Source organism: Desulforhopalus sp. IMCC35007 (assembly GCF_005116575.1).
GTDB lineage: Bacteria > Desulfobacterota > Desulfobulbia > Desulfobulbales > Desulfocapsaceae > Desulforhopalus_A.
In genome coordinates this window covers 1-13,917 of the sequence record NZ_SWCN01000032.1, presented here as the reverse complement: position 1 = coordinate 13,917, position 13,917 = coordinate 1, and the positions used below count along the sequence as shown (strand labels likewise).

Here is a 13,917-nt window from a genome sequence, read left to right as displayed (position 1 = left end):
AAAAGCGTGTTGCAATACTATGGCAATTGGAATCTCTGTCTCATTCAGCATGACACCTTCATTTATGCAGCATTTTCGATGCCACTGAAACAGCCTGAATCCTGAAAGAATCCTAGTATTTTATATCATTTTGTCGGTTGGATATTCAAGTAAGTTATTGGTAATCGAGCTATGCAGAGCTCAATGCTTCGGTCTGATTACGCGATGTATAACAATATACCTGATTAACAATCACCGCGAAGCATACAGTTGTTAATTGATAGGGAACGTGCTATTAAAAATCTTCTCAGGATTACTTCTAATCCGAGGCTTCCATGAGTGTATTGTCGCCACGACCCCTTTTGGCAGCAGGGTAATGCTTATTTCGAACTATTGTTGTGATTTCAACAAACTGGTCTTTGGTGGCTGCATAGTAAAGAATCGCGGTGCTGACCAGCACCGCAATGGGATGAACGAAAAATATTGATCGATGCCGCCACCGCTGGAGGCTTTAGCCATGACTTCGAAGAAAACGATGTCTGAACTTCCCAGCCAATTCAAGAGAATTTCTGCGATCATTGGGCTGATTGGAGGAATCATTGCCTTGATCCTTGGTGCCTGGCAGATCATTAACCAAGTCCGCACCTCCCGCGAAATCCGAGACAAAATAAACATCCATCTCTCAGTTGGTGATCGCTTCGCCACCCAGATGGAATACGACATGGCAATTAAGGAATATCAGGAGGCCATCGACCTCGACAAAACAGAAATTGCAGCTCATCTGAAAATCATCACCGCAATGCGTGACAAGTTGCTCAGGGCCGCATTTGCTAGTAGCTCCGGCTGCCAAATAGGCCTAGCGATTAACGGTACTTATGCGACGGGGGTATCAGAGTCAGAAGTTAATGCTGCACTGTCAAATCTCTACCGATTTCAAGCGAACAAACCTGCGTTACAAGATGATGTTGGACTGCTGCTCGACGAAGCCCTTATCATGAAAACAAATGACAATCGCTCAAGAGAGGCAATCAAAGTTCTAGAAAAAGCTCACAAGCTATCGCCTGAAAATCATGAAGTACTCGCCGAACTTGGTCTTCTACAAGAATTTCATTCAGATACACTGAAACAGAAAATCGATGGGGTAAACCTTATTCGCAATGCGATCGATCTTCGACCTGATTATGCACGGTACCACTATTATCTGGCTCAATCTCTCGTTAGAACTTATGGGTGTATTTGGGAAATAGAGCCTGAGGGGGCTGTTGCATGCGCCGAGGCAATTCGAGAGTATCATCGAGCTGCAGATCTAGCAACGACGCAAGATATCTGGGGCATACGTTATAGTAGTCTTCGCGGTTTAATGGCTATATTCGAGACGTACGAATATGGGGAGGATATTCTTACAAATAATCTTAGAATGCCTCTTGATGAACGTATAAAAGAACTCGAATACCTTATAGCCCCTAAAAATTTTGCAATCCATACACGTCCTGACCGTTTAAAAGTTCGTTTCATGCTCGCGATCCTTTATTATGCGACTGGCAACACCGAAAAAGCAGAGCTTATAATACTGGAGGTGTTTAAAGACGATCGAAGTTGCGTGAGTTATCCCCAATGGCTTGAACTCTATGAGAAGATGGAAAAAAGCGGACATAACTCCACAACCTTTAACGAGATTCGGGAAATAGTTAATAAGAGTATGTAAACCGGCAGCTAGAAAATGATTTAGAACTTCAACATCACGAAATTATCATTTTATTTTTGGCAAAACAATTGGAGTCATAGCAATTATAGAAACTGCCCAACAAGGCTGATTGGCAGCGCCGTGATTATTTTTGTTGATCACTTTGGAAGGAATGTCAGGATAGTAACTAAAGCACAACATGGCACTCTCGGGCTCCCATAGAAAAGTACTATTTACCATTGAAGGAATCAGGAAAGGATAGAGCAACTGACTTCTGTCAGTTACTCTGTTGTGTGTGCCTAGGGTGGCGTGTCGATAAAATTAAGGATTTATGGCTCTTTTGCTGTAGGTCCTTTTGTCGTTTCCGGGTGACATCTGGTCTTTGGGAAAAGTCAAACGACTATTGCTGAGCAAGTTCATTATTCACAGCATCAAAGAAATCCTTTCGAAGAGCGTTTTCTTTTTCAGGGAATTGCAGATTTTGCCCACCCATCGTTAAGTTTGATTCTTTATTAAAACGGACATTGAGAGTTACCGAGGATTTTGCAATCTTAATAAATAATTTAGCTGAGTATGTTGCACCTATAAAACCAGAGTCATTTTGCCCAGATAGGGGTTGTGGCTCTGTCTTTATAGTTCCTGTTGAAGGATTTTCTTCATAGATATATCCCTGTTGGTCCAGGACACTGAGGACAGCATTTCTTACTTTCGACGGATCAGCTGAAAATGTTTTTGTTGCTGGGACGTGTTCTTCTATTCCACCGGTTGGTTTTGCCGTATTCGTTAATTCATTTTTCACATAATTGATATCGCTACATCCGGAAACAAATATGCTAAACCAAAAGAGCACTATATAAGCAATACTGTGTTTATTTCGCATAACTGTTCCTCCAAGAATTATTTTTCGTGAAAAGGCTGTATAGTTTCAATATATTGAGAATTCGGCAACTGACTAAGAATCCAATCGGTTCATCACCACAGTTTGATACGCGTAGACGCTACAATTTCAAAAGCAAGAAAATAGTACCAATAATTTGTTATGGCCGCAAATTATTATTACCTAAATATTGGAGTCAGAGCAAGGGGCATGTAGGAAAACACCAAACGGCCCTAACGAACGGTGTGAGGCACGATGGTTGATTCTAACTGACAGTCGTGCAGGCTGAACGGGTGTCATCCGTTCAGGAAGCGGTGTAGATGTCTTCTTACAACTATCTGATCTTTCAAAGGTAAAAACAGCTCTCCCTCATTCTCAATAAAAGTGGGCCCAGATAGATCATTATTGCGGGTTGCCACAGATAACTACTTTCGGCATAATAAAAATTATCCGCTTTCGGTGAAAACACCATCCGCACGATACACTGCTTGCCTGCATTATCTGCCCATTCTTTAAAGGTTCATCAACAATCAGGCCCGTTTTCTTAAGCGTCAGGCCAACCTGCTTCTGCAGGCAGGGTTTCGACAACTTTCAGGAAAAAAATATATCAAATTGACTTATGTCAAATTTTTTATCCATTTATATGCTACAATGCAGTATAGCTGTCGATACGGTAACTTTTCACGCATGCAAAAGGAGTGACAATGCCCATATTCAGTTACCTCGCCCTACCCAAAGAAGGTGCCGGAGAAACAATGCGCACCGAACTTTCCGCCCTGGACTACTGCCAGGTAATCCCCGCTGATAATCAGGATGTGGTCGTTCTTGTCACAGATACCCCTGATGCTACTACTGAAGAAAGACTCCAGAAAAACCTGCGCAGGCTTCCGTCCTTGCAGTCCTTGAGCCTTACTTTTGGCTATGATGAAAAAGAATGACAAGGGAGATAAACAGACCATGAAACTTAATCGAAGACAATTTATTAAGCAGGTAGCCATCACCAGTGCATTTGCCACTGCAGGATCGATTTTTCCAGGGGTGAGTTTTGCTGACTGGAGCAAATTGACCAATAACTCCGGCGTGATATCATGGCAAAAATCGCCATGTCGCTTCTGTGGTACAGGCTGTGGACTTTTGATAGGGGTTAGCGATGGCAAAGCGGTAGCGGTAAAGGGCGACCCTAACTGCAGTGTCAACAAGGGCCTTTGCTGCATGAAAGGCTACCACTCCGTCCAGGCTCTGTATGGTGAGGATAGGATCACCAAGGCAAAGGTCCGCAGAGATGGTGTCATGGTGGAAGTACCCATCCAGGAAGCGCTCGATATCATCGCCCAAAAACTCCAGGAAACCAGGGACAAACACGGCAAGGATTCGGTAGCAATATACGGCTCCGGTCAATGGACTATTCCGGATGGCTATGTTGCCTCAAAACTGTTTAAAGGCTGCCTGGGCACCAACAACGTTGAAGCCAACGCAAGGCTTTGTATGTCAAGCGCCGTTACCGGTTTTATGACTTCATTTGGTATCGATGAACCGATGGGTTGTTATGAGGATATCGATCATGCCAATGTATTTATCACCTGGGGCAACAATATGGCAGAGATGCATCCGGTACTGTATTCACGCATACTCGCCAATCGCAAAAGACGGTCAAATGTGCAGATAATCGATTTTGCCACACGACACACCCGGACCAGTCAGGCAGCAGACAAGTCAATAATGTTTAAGCCCCAGTCCGATCTGGCTGTCGCCAATGCTATTTGCTACGAAATCGTCAAAAATGGCTGGGTAAACTCCAATTTTGTCAATAAGCATGTCTCCTTTCATAAAGGTAAAACCAATATCGGTTATGGCACAGAGGACCATTTCGCGTTCACCGATCAAGAAGAAGGGATCAGTTTCGAGGATTACAAGGCGTTTCTGGAAGATTACACTCCTGAAAAAGTTGAAAAGATATCAGGCGTCCCTGCCACCGACATCAAATATATGGCAGCCCTGTATGGTGATCCTTCGCTAAAGGTGACATCGTTCTGGTGCATGGGGATGAACCAGCATACCAGGGGAACCTGGATCAACAATCTTGTCTATAATATTCATCTACTCGTCGGCAAAATTTCCACCCCGGGAAACAGTCCCTTCTCCCTCACCGGACAGCCAAGCGCCTGCGGGACCGTTCGCGAGGTCGGCACCCTGACCCACGCCCTGCCCCATGGCGTGGTCATGAATGAACACGACCGGCAGATGGCCGCTGAAATATGGGATGTGCCTCTGAGTAATATCGATCCAAAACCAACATACCATACGGTGGAAATGTTCCGTGCTCTGGATCGAGGGGACATAAAATTCATCTGGATTCAGGTCACCAATCCCATGGTCACCATGCCAAATCTCAAGAGATACCGGGAAGGTGCACTGAAAGAGGACCGGTTTGTCGTTGTCTCCGATGTCTATCCGACCCCCACTACAGATGTTGCCGATGTCATATTGCCCGCAGCCATGTGGATTGAGCAGGAAGGAATGTACGGCAACTCTGAACGGCGGACCCAGCATTTTAGCCAGATAGTCGATCCACCGGGAGAGGCTATGTCTGATACCTGGCAGATTATCGAGATTGCCAAAAGGCTTGGTTTCGAGAAGCAATTTCCCTGGAGCGAGAAGGATTATATAGAAAAAATATGGGAAGAGTATAGACGGTTCCATGCCGGACCAAAACATGAAATGGCGCCGTACAAGGTACTCAATGAACGTTCCGGAGTGCAGTGGCCTTTTGTTAATGGCAAAGAAACACGCTGGCGCTTTAATCCGCAGCACGACCCGGCTTGTACCAACGGCAAGGATTTTCATTTTTACGGTCAAAAAGATGATCGCGCCTGGATATGGGCACGACCCTACGAACCTGCCGCGGAATCGCCTGATAATGAATATAACTTCTGGCTAAATACCGGCAGGGTCATCGAACATTGGCATACCGGCTCAATGACCCGCCGAGTGCCGGTACTGCATAATGCGGTCCCTTCGTCATATGTCGAAATCCACCCGGAAGACGCCGCCGAACTCGGCGTGGTAAACGGAGAAAAGGTTAAAATAATTTCCCGCCGAGGTGAGATAACCATGCCTGCCCAGATCAACGGCAGAGGTGTTCCGGTACGGGGAATGGTGTTTGTCCCCTTCTTTGATGAAAGCTACCTCATCAATGAGGTGACCTTAGATGCATTCTGTCCTATTTCCAAGCAGCCGGATTATAAAAAGTGTGCAGTGAGACTGGAGAAAGCATAATGAAACATGCAAATGCAAAAAGCAGGTTTATAACGTGTTTTACCATCCTTGGATGCATCGGCGTTGCACTTCTTTCATCAGGGGTGATGGCAGATTCAGGAGTACCGGATAACTATGATAACCTTGGAAAAAAAATATTTAATGCCCAGCGGGCAACCCCGGAAATATACCTGACGGCAGACTCAGGCGGGCGAAACCTGGCGAGTTATTACAGTTTAAGACAATACCCCGGGTCGCCACCACGCATTCCCCATCCGGTGGATTTGACCTTCAGTGGCAATGAGACTGATTGCCTCTCTTGCCATCAAAAGGGCGGTTTTAGCCAGGAATTCGGCAAATTTGTTCCTGTGACGCCGCATCCGGAAAACACTCTCTGTTACCAGTGTCATACCCAGGTGCAAACCGAGGAACTCTTTGTCAATAGCAATTGGCAATCAATTCAACCACCACGCCTCGGCCAGTCGTTTTTGAGCAGCTCGCCACCACCGGCTCCCCATAGCCTGCAACTTCGAGAAAACTGCATCGCCTGTCACACCGGGCCAAGCGCTGTCGAGGAAATACGCGTAAACCATGCAGGGCGCGGGGATTGTCGCCAATGTCACGCTGTTGTCGTACGGACAGCGACAGTACAGGTGTTCAAGCGGCCCTAAACAATTAACAGGTTATAACAATTTTTCATGCCAGGCTCATTATGACTAAAATATTCAATAACTGTTTGATTGTGTTGTGCTGTGCCATTGGTGTCGGCGGACAGGCACAGGCAAGTGAAAAATCATTCCTGGATGAAGTGAACATGTCGAATGAAAAATTCGATAATCGCTCGGTTCCCGTGGACAAACTGGTCATTCAGGAATCGGTTTTGGCCAAAGAGGAAAACCAGGATGGTCCCTTTCGGGTTCTCACCCGCAAAAAACTCATCGGCCGCTTTAAATGCAGCAGTTGTCATACGGGAAAGGCTGTCACAGCGAACCAGGGCCTGGAATTGACCCATAGTGATATCGCGCTAAAACACGGCCAGGAAGGGCAGGCTTTGAGCTGTATAGATTGCCACCATGTCGAAGAACGAAATTTTCTGGAGGATAAAAAGGGCAGAAAAATCGATTTCGACCATAGCTACCAGCTCTGCGGTCAATGCCATTTTCGCCAGAAACGAGACTGGCTCGGTGGCGCGCATGGCAAACGAGTTGCCAATTGGGCCGGTGAGCGGGTGGTGTTCAATTGTACCACATGCCACAATCCTCATTCGCCACGATTTGAAAAGCGATTTCCGGCTACCTATTCGGTACCACTGGACTGATAGGGAGAACATATGAGCTCTGATAAAAAAGACCAAAATGAAAAAATCTGTTCTCAGTTGCTTGCAAGTAAAAGCAATAGAAGAGATTTTATAAAAACGATGTCCATTGCGGCCGCTGCAGGAAGTGCAGCCTTGACGGCTGGGTGCATCCCTTCTGCGAACGCGGCCAGCTCAGAAGAAATGAAACTGCGCTGGCAGGAGTTCTTCAAAGAGAATTACCGGATGATGACCCAGGAAGAAAAGGATGAGACGGTTGCCCGGCTGGAACGTTTGGCAAAACTGCGCAACAATCTTGACCTGCAGATGAGCAGTCTACCGCCGATTGAAGGAGTGCTCTACGGCTATGCTTTTAATATCACCCGCTGTGAAGGGTTTATGGAATGTGTCTCTGCCTGCGTCAAAGAAAACAACCTGGACCGTAAAACAGATACGCAATACATCAGGATCTTTGAAATGGAGCCTGGAAAACTTGATCCAAGCACAGGGGATGGCCAGTACTACCATGAGGTCCCGGTGGAGAACAAATTTTACATGGGTACCCAGTGTTTTCATTGCGAGAACGCTCCCTGTACCAAAGCCTGCCCTACCAAGGCCACCTGGATGGAGCCTGACGGCATCGTGGTCGTCGATTACGACTGGTGCATAGGCTGCCGCTATTGTCAGGCTGCATGCCCCTATTACGGCAGACGATTTAACTGGGGACAGGCGGAGATACCAAAAGAAGAGATTACCCTCAAACAGCATTACCTGGGCAATCGCCTTCGTCCCAAAGGCAAAATGGAAAAATGTACCTTTTGCATCCAGCGAACACGCAAAGGCAGACTGCCCGCCTGCGTGGAAGCATGCCCGACAGGTGCCCGTGTTTTTGGCAACCTGCTTGACCCTGACAGCGAGATACGCTTCGTCTTGAAAAATAAGAAGGTGTTCAGGATGAAGGAAGAAATTGGTACAGATCCAAAGTTCTGGTACTTCATAGATTGATGGCGTCACAGACAGTCATAATTCGAGAGGGATAGGTGTGGTAATGCAGGCACAACAAAAGAAAAATCTAATCACGTTTGTGAGCGATGTTATCCGCTGGAACTTGCGTGGAGGCTTTGGCTTTCAACTGTTCAGGATCGTCTTGTTTGGTATTATGGGGCTTGGAATCTATGCCTATTCATTTCAGGCAAGATACGGCCTTTCAGTAACCGGAATGAACGATGTTGTCAGTTGGGGATTTTACATTTCCAATTTCACTTTTCTGGTTGGAGTGGCAGCGGCTGCCGTTATGCTCATTTTGCCGGCATACATCTTTCACGACCCGGGTTTCCACAGGGTTGTCATTATCGGTGAAGGCGTCGCGGTCGGCGCAATTATCATGTGCCTGTCATTTATTTTGGTAGATCTTGGCGGGCCGCTTCAGGCATGGCATTTGATTCCCGGTATCGGGCTGTTCAACTTCCCCTCTTCAATTCTTGCCTGGGATGTTCTGGTACTGAACGGCTATCTGCTGCTCAACGCTCTGGTTCCGGCATATATTTTGTACAGCCACTATATGGGCCGCAAAGCGGATGAACGAAAATATCGACCTTTTGTTTTTTTGTCGATCTTCTGGGCTTTTTCAATCCATATGGTTACCGCATTTTTATACCAGGGACTGCCAGCCCGACCATTCTGGAATAATCCACTCATGGGACCTCGCTTTCTGGCCTCGGCGTTTGCCGCCGGACCGGCGTTAATTACCCTTATTCTCGCGGTTATTCACAGCTCGACAACCTATAAAATTGAGAGGAATGTGTTTAATAAACTGCGGCTGATTATTGTTATTTCGGCGATAATCAATCTGCTGATGCTTTTTTCTGAGATTTTTAAAGAGTTCTACTTTCCCACCCATCACTCCAGTTCTGCAATATATCTTTTTTTCGGCATGGATGGACATAACTCCCTGGTTCCATGGATTTGGACTTCTGTCTGCGTAAATCTCATGGCGACCCTTGTTCTTGCTTTTAATCCCGGCAAAAACAATCCAAAAGTGCTTCTTCCTGCCTGCTTTTTCCTTTTTGTGGCGATCTGGATGGAAAAAGGTATCGGCCTCATTGTGCCTGGCCTTATTCCGAGTCCACTGGGAGAGGTGGTCGATTACCTGCCAACCTGGGTTGAGCTCTGTGTGACTCTGGGCATCTTCGCCTTAGGCGTAACTGTCGTCACCTGGCTGGTCAGAGCCGCTTTGATCATAGAACAGGACTATGGCGACATCCCGGACGCCAAATAATCTCAAAGCTCAAAAAAATCTCATAACAAGTTCGTTCGACTAAACGTCCATCCAGGAAACATATAGATGTATTTTTTCTCTCACCAGGAGGTGTGCTATGAAAAAAATCGTTATTCTCGGTGCAGGTTGTGCTGGAAGCATGGTTGCCAATAAGCTGCGTAAACTACTCAATCGTGATGAATGGGCCATAACGATTATCGACAAGGATGACAAACATATCTATCAACCGGGTCTTCTTTTTATTCCATTCGGTATATACACAGCCGAAGATGTTGTCCGCAGCCGCAGTGAATTTATCCCCAAAGGCGTCACCTTTGTTGTTGATGAAATAGTTGCCATCGACACCGACAAGCAACGGGTGGAAACAACTGCCGGCAGTTATGATTATGATAAAATTATTGTCTGCACCGGCGTTTCTCTTGCTCCAGAGGAAGTACCCGGCCTCATGGAAGGGTGGCAAAAAACCGCATTTGATTTCTATACCCTCGAAGGTGCGGTTAATCTCAGCCGCGCCATCCGTGAGTTCAAATCCGGCAAACTGATCCTCAACATTGCCGAATTTCCCTTCAAGTGTCCCGTGGCTCCACTGGAATTTGTCTATCTTGCCGATGCATATTTCACTGAACGTGGTCTGCGTGACCAGGTAGAAATCAGGCTGGTCACTCCCCTGCCCGGTGCTTTTACTAAACCCAAGGCAAGCGCCTTTTTTTCACAACTTATGGAGCAGAAAAATATTAAAACCACAGCCAATTATGACCTGGTAGAGGTGGATTGCACAAACAAAAAAATCATTTCTGCCGGAGGCGAAGAACTTGAATTTGACTTACTGGTGTCTATTCCTCCTAATGTCGGTGCCCGCTATCTGGTCAAATCCGGTGTAGCCATGGATGAGATCGGCTATGTAAAGACCAATAACCACACGTTGAAAGCCGAAGACTTTGAGAACATGTACGTCCTTGGTGATACCACTACCCTGCCGACCTCCAAGGCTGGTTCGGTGGCACATTTCTCCGCTGAAATCATGGTCGAAAACTTCATGCGGGAAATTAACGGGGAACCGTTGCGCGCAGATTTTGATGGCCATGCCAACTGCTTTATCGAAACAGGTTTTGACAAGGCGGCACTCATTGATTTCAACTATAAATACGAACCACTACCAGGAAAATTTCCTCTTCCCGGGCTTGGACCCTTCTCTCTGCTCGGTGAGTCCAAGGCCAATCATTGGGGGAAAATGATGTTTAAGTGGGTCTACTGGAACAAACTCGTCAGTGGAGAAGAAATGCCTCTGGAAGCCCAGATGTCACTTGCAGGAAAAGTACAGGACTAAAGGAGGACACTATGACCAACGAAGAAAAAATTCTTGCAAGACTCGATGAACTGACCGCAGAAATTAGAGAGGCCAAGCAGGCAATCCGACCGTATGTGGAACTCAAGCGGGATCTCGAACCACTCATTAACGATATGGTGGTCAGTACCATAGGAAAACTCAGCGGCCTGGATCGCAGGTTCGATCTGGAAGATATCGGAGATATGATAGGACAACTGCTCATCTCCAGTAAAAACATGGCGGAAGCCTTAAAGACTTTGAATAAATTTATGGAATTCAAAAAGGATTTCGAGCCCTATTCAAAAGACTTGTTCAAGGAACTGAGTGAACAACTGCAAACTAGCCTGCACGGTTTTGAGCCTGAAAACCTCCAGGAACTGATCCGGCAGTTTATTGTCAATATGGGCAATATGGCTGAAGGTCTCAAAATGCTCGGTTCGCTCATGGATATGAAAAAGGATGCCGGAAACCTATCCAAACTTGCATTCAACGATTCGATAGAACGGTTGGAACGTCTTAAACAACGCGGTACTTTTGAGACATTCGAGCAGGTTCTGGAAATGACCGAACGGGTTGGTAGCAGGATGCAACAGGTTGACTTTGAAAAAATTGAACCGATACGAGGAATTTGGGGGATGATGTCCGCGATGAAACGTCCCGAAGTACAGGAAGGGTTGGGGATTCTGGTCGAGCTTTCCACCGTGATGACTGCCTTGAAGCAAGAGCCCGTTCCCCGGTGATGTGGTAGGAACTTAATGGACACTTTCTTAAGAGTGATTTTAAATCCTTGAGGAGGTGTTCAACGACAAAGAGAAAAAGACATTATGGAGTTGTGATCTCATCCTTAAACTTCCCACAACTCCTTCTCACTATCATTTAAGATTCAATCTTTTTGCCAATTTGTGCAAATTACTTCTGTTAATCCCAAGCTCTCTTGCCGCTGCTGCCCAGTTGCCGTTACTATTCATTAAGGCAGCCTGGATAAGGTCCCGCTGGAGGTCATCAGTGGCCGATTTTAAAGGCTTCACGATACGGCCAATCTTGCCATCTGTTTCTTTCTCCGTGTAATTCAAACTCACCGTTGATAACATCTCACCACCGAAATGGTGCGGAGCCACAACGACCAAGTCCTTTTCCAGCTGATCAGCAGCAGCTCTCAAGATAGCCCGAGCAACAAGATTTTCAAGCTCACGGACGTTTCCCGGCCATTCATATAATTGTAACGCCCGGCAGGTGTCTGGTCGAAACCTAACCATTTTACATCCAAGCTGTCTCTGGACCATCTCGCAATACCGGCCAATGATCAACGGTATGTCTTCTGGATGTTCCCGAAGAGGTGGAACATGAATTGGGTAGACGTTCAGACGATGGAAGAGGTCGGCTCGGAAACGTTTATCTTTCACAGCGGTGGCCAAATCGCGATTAGTTGCAGAGAGCAGGCGGACGTTCAGGGACTGAGTAAGGTTACTGCCGAGTCGTTGCACCTCTCCAGTTTGAAGAAACCGCAATAATTTCGGCTGGTCATCCAGCGGCAGTTCGCCTATTTCATCCAAAAACAAGGTGGCACCCTCAGCCAGTTCTAGTTTTCCAGCCCGATCGGTCGTCGCACCGGTAAATGCTCCCCGGACATGGCCAAAAAGCTCGCTATCAACCAAATTTTGAGGCAGGGTCGCACAGTTCAAGCAAATCAGCGGGTGCTCACGACGTATAGACAATGCATGAATGGCACGTGCGACCACCTCCTTGCCAGCACCAGTTTCTCCAGTGATGAGCACACTAAAATCCGAGCGAGCCACCAACTCGATGTCACGTCGCAATTGCTTGATTGAAATGCTGTTTCCAATTAGATCCATCCCTGCAGATCTCCGTGCATCCTCTACCAGGTGCCGGGATATCCGGTCCATTTTTTGGGCGGCATTCTGAAGGCGTCCGATCAGTTGCGACGTATGCATTTCCGTTACTGCGAATGCTGCTATAGTCTTGATGAGTGGTATGTCAAGATGAGTGAAAACATCTATCGCCAAGGCGTCAGCAGTCAATACTCCGATCAACTTCCGGTTGAATAAAAGGGGTAGGCCCATGCAGGAATGTACGTGAGCCGCAGCAGAGTCATCGGTTTCGAGAAGGCCGTCATACGGATCCGATAAGGTGCAGGCAGAAGGAAAGACCACGCCCTCCTCTGATTTGCAAATCTTTTCTAAGCGTGGGTGTTCAGTAATCTTAAAACTACGGCCCATGGCGTCCGGACTCAACCCCAGGCAAGCAACTATCGTCAGGGTTTCTCCATTCATTCTGAGCAAGGCAACTGCATCACTTTGAACAAGATCCTGAAAGGCACGAAGTAGGATACGATACCGCTCTTCATGGTCGGTTGCGGTTGTTAACTGATCAGCAAGTTGAGTTAACATATTGGCTTTATCCATAGTGTAAAAAGTACAACAGCCAGGGTAATTCAGCAACAGTAATTTGTTATATTATTTACCACAAGAACTTTTTATACCTTGAAATAACTGAAGTTTTTTTTGGCATTATTTTTGGATAACAAACTATAAGTTACCTTCACATGTCATAGCTGCAGCTTATAAAAAAAAGCACTGAAAAATCAATTTTGTGGAGGCAACTACAATGTATTACGACTGAGGTCAACGTCCACTTAACACTGGGAGGTGAAACTTATGAGAGTTTTACAACTATTGTACGTGTGGTGGAATATGACCAAACTCTGCACTGCATTTGTCACTACCCTTTTTTTTAGTATAATTGGGCATTCAGGCTGTATGACTGGTTACTGTCAAAGTAACTGTAATATCATTAGATTATTTTCCGTTGAAGATGTATGTGCAAAAAGCCTCACTACCAATTCGTCTATTTTTTCTATGGGTGATCCATTTTACTCTGCCCTTCAGACCTATCTCAATCAAGACCCGCTGTTTGCCAAAAAACATTCCCAATTAAAAACATATCTTAGTGAATTTGCCATCGATGACTTGGATGATTTGGTAATAAAGTTTGGTTCAGATTCTATCCAGAGAGCGATTCAACGATTTCCTCCGAGTAGTTTACTTGATCTGCTGCACTCCCACGGAGAAGAATTTTGATAAAGCAACATTCTTTCTGTAAATTCGGCTAACCTTTCGTGTTTATTTAAAGGCCCGAGTAGTGCAGCTATCTCAAAGTGTCAAGACCAAGGCGAGTGCTCGTTCCTCGCAGCCTTGACACTTTG

12 protein-coding genes are annotated in these 13,917 nt (G+C 46.1%); 10 read left to right on the top strand and 2 right to left on the bottom strand.

Annotated features, from left to right (window positions below):
• Positions 1-496: 496 nt before the first annotated feature.
• Entirely contained in the window at positions 497-1,684 is a 1,188-nt protein-coding gene (locus tag FCL48_RS22240; RefSeq protein ID WP_136875830.1) for a hypothetical protein, read from the top strand.
• Positions 1,685-2,063: 379 nt separating this feature from the next.
• On the opposite strand, the gene FCL48_RS25075 is transcribed toward FCL48_RS22240, so the two are convergent.
• The gene (locus FCL48_RS25075) at positions 2,064-2,543 is read right to left on the bottom strand and encodes a hypothetical protein (protein ID WP_169309333.1); all 480 of its coding nucleotides are present in this window, start codon (positions 2,541-2,543) and stop codon (positions 2,064-2,066) included.
• A gap of 701 nt (positions 2,544-3,244) precedes the next feature.
• Here FCL48_RS25075 and FCL48_RS22230 point away from each other — a divergent pair.
• The 8 genes from FCL48_RS22230 to FCL48_RS22195 all read left to right on the top strand — a co-directional run bounded on the left by FCL48_RS22230 (position 3,245) and on the right by FCL48_RS22195 (position 11,434).
• The gene (locus tag FCL48_RS22230; protein WP_136875828.1) at positions 3,245-3,478 is read left to right on the top strand and encodes a hypothetical protein; all 234 of its coding nucleotides are present in this window, start codon (positions 3,245-3,247) and stop codon (positions 3,476-3,478) included.
• 19 nt (positions 3,479-3,497) lie between these two features.
• Positions 3,498-5,816: a molybdopterin-dependent oxidoreductase gene (locus FCL48_RS22225; RefSeq protein ID WP_136875826.1), complete on the top strand. Its 2,319-nt coding sequence runs from the start codon at positions 3,498-3,500 to the stop codon at positions 5,814-5,816.
• Positions 5,816-6,466 carry a hypothetical protein gene (locus FCL48_RS22220; RefSeq protein ID WP_136875824.1) on the top strand — a complete coding sequence of 217 codons (651 nt, stop codon included), beginning with the start codon at positions 5,816-5,818 and terminating at the stop codon, positions 6,464-6,466. The genes FCL48_RS22225 and FCL48_RS22220 overlap by 1 nt, the downstream gene beginning before the upstream one ends.
• Positions 6,467-6,507: 41 nt before the next feature.
• Entirely contained in the window at positions 6,508-7,113 is a 606-nt protein-coding gene (locus FCL48_RS22215; protein WP_136875822.1) for a hypothetical protein, read from the top strand.
• Positions 7,114-7,125: 12 nt separating this feature from the next.
• Positions 7,126-8,094 (top strand): 4Fe-4S dicluster domain-containing protein, encoded by a 969-nt coding sequence (locus FCL48_RS22210; protein WP_136875820.1) that lies wholly within the window; start codon positions 7,126-7,128, stop codon positions 8,092-8,094.
• 43 nt (positions 8,095-8,137) lie between these two features.
• Positions 8,138-9,367, top strand: coding sequence for a sulfate reduction electron transfer complex DsrMKJOP subunit DsrP (gene dsrP / locus FCL48_RS22205; protein WP_136875818.1), 1,230 nt, complete (start codon positions 8,138-8,140; stop codon positions 9,365-9,367).
• Positions 9,368-9,464: 97 nt separating this feature from the next.
• Positions 9,465-10,694 (top strand): NAD(P)/FAD-dependent oxidoreductase, encoded by a 1,230-nt coding sequence (locus FCL48_RS22200; protein WP_136875816.1) that lies wholly within the window; start codon positions 9,465-9,467, stop codon positions 10,692-10,694.
• Between the two features lie 11 nt (positions 10,695-10,705).
• The gene (locus tag FCL48_RS22195) at positions 10,706-11,434 is read left to right on the top strand and encodes a DUF1641 domain-containing protein (protein WP_136875814.1); all 729 of its coding nucleotides are present in this window, start codon (positions 10,706-10,708) and stop codon (positions 11,432-11,434) included.
• Between the two features lie 132 nt (positions 11,435-11,566).
• On the opposite strand, the gene norR is transcribed toward FCL48_RS22195, so the two are convergent.
• A complete protein-coding gene (gene norR, locus FCL48_RS22190) occupies positions 11,567-13,102 on the bottom strand; it encodes a nitric oxide reductase transcriptional regulator NorR (protein WP_169309332.1) in 1,536 nt (511 codons plus the stop codon).
• 267 nt (positions 13,103-13,369) lie between these two features.
• On the opposite strand from norR, the gene FCL48_RS22185 reads away from it, so the two are divergent.
• Positions 13,370-13,792 (top strand): hypothetical protein, encoded by a 423-nt coding sequence (locus FCL48_RS22185; protein WP_136875810.1) that lies wholly within the window; start codon positions 13,370-13,372, stop codon positions 13,790-13,792.
• Positions 13,793-13,917: the final 125 nt, after the last annotated feature.

Bases quoted from the DNA above. Each gene is read 5' to 3' on its own strand.
- FCL48_RS22210 (WP_136875820.1), top strand. From the start codon at position 7,126: ATGAGCTCTGATAAAAAAGACCAAAATGAAAAAATCTGTTCTCAGTTG.
- FCL48_RS22200 (WP_136875816.1), top strand. From the start codon at position 9,465: ATGAAAAAAATCGTTATTCTCGGTGCAGGTTGTGCTGGAAGCATGGTT.
- FCL48_RS22195 (WP_136875814.1), top strand. From the start codon at position 10,706: ATGACCAACGAAGAAAAAATTCTTGCAAGACTCGATGAACTGACCGCA.
- FCL48_RS22225 (WP_136875826.1), top strand. From the start codon at position 3,498: ATGAAACTTAATCGAAGACAATTTATTAAGCAGGTAGCCATCACCAGT.
- FCL48_RS22240 (WP_136875830.1), top strand. From the start codon at position 497: ATGACTTCGAAGAAAACGATGTCTGAACTTCCCAGCCAATTCAAGAGA.
- FCL48_RS22185 (WP_136875810.1), top strand. From the start codon at position 13,370: ATGAGAGTTTTACAACTATTGTACGTGTGGTGGAATATGACCAAACTC.
- FCL48_RS22220 (WP_136875824.1), top strand. From the start codon at position 5,816: ATGAAACATGCAAATGCAAAAAGCAGGTTTATAACGTGTTTTACCATC.
- FCL48_RS22215 (WP_136875822.1), top strand. From the start codon at position 6,508: ATGACTAAAATATTCAATAACTGTTTGATTGTGTTGTGCTGTGCCATT.
- dsrP (WP_136875818.1), top strand. From the start codon at position 8,138: ATGCAGGCACAACAAAAGAAAAATCTAATCACGTTTGTGAGCGATGTT.
- norR (WP_169309332.1), bottom strand. From the start codon at position 13,102: ATGTTAACTCAACTTGCTGATCAGTTAACAACCGCAACCGACCATGAA.
- FCL48_RS22230 (WP_136875828.1), top strand. From the start codon at position 3,245: ATGCCCATATTCAGTTACCTCGCCCTACCCAAAGAAGGTGCCGGAGAA.
- FCL48_RS25075 (WP_169309333.1), bottom strand. From the start codon at position 2,543: ATGCGAAATAAACACAGTATTGCTTATATAGTGCTCTTTTGGTTTAGC.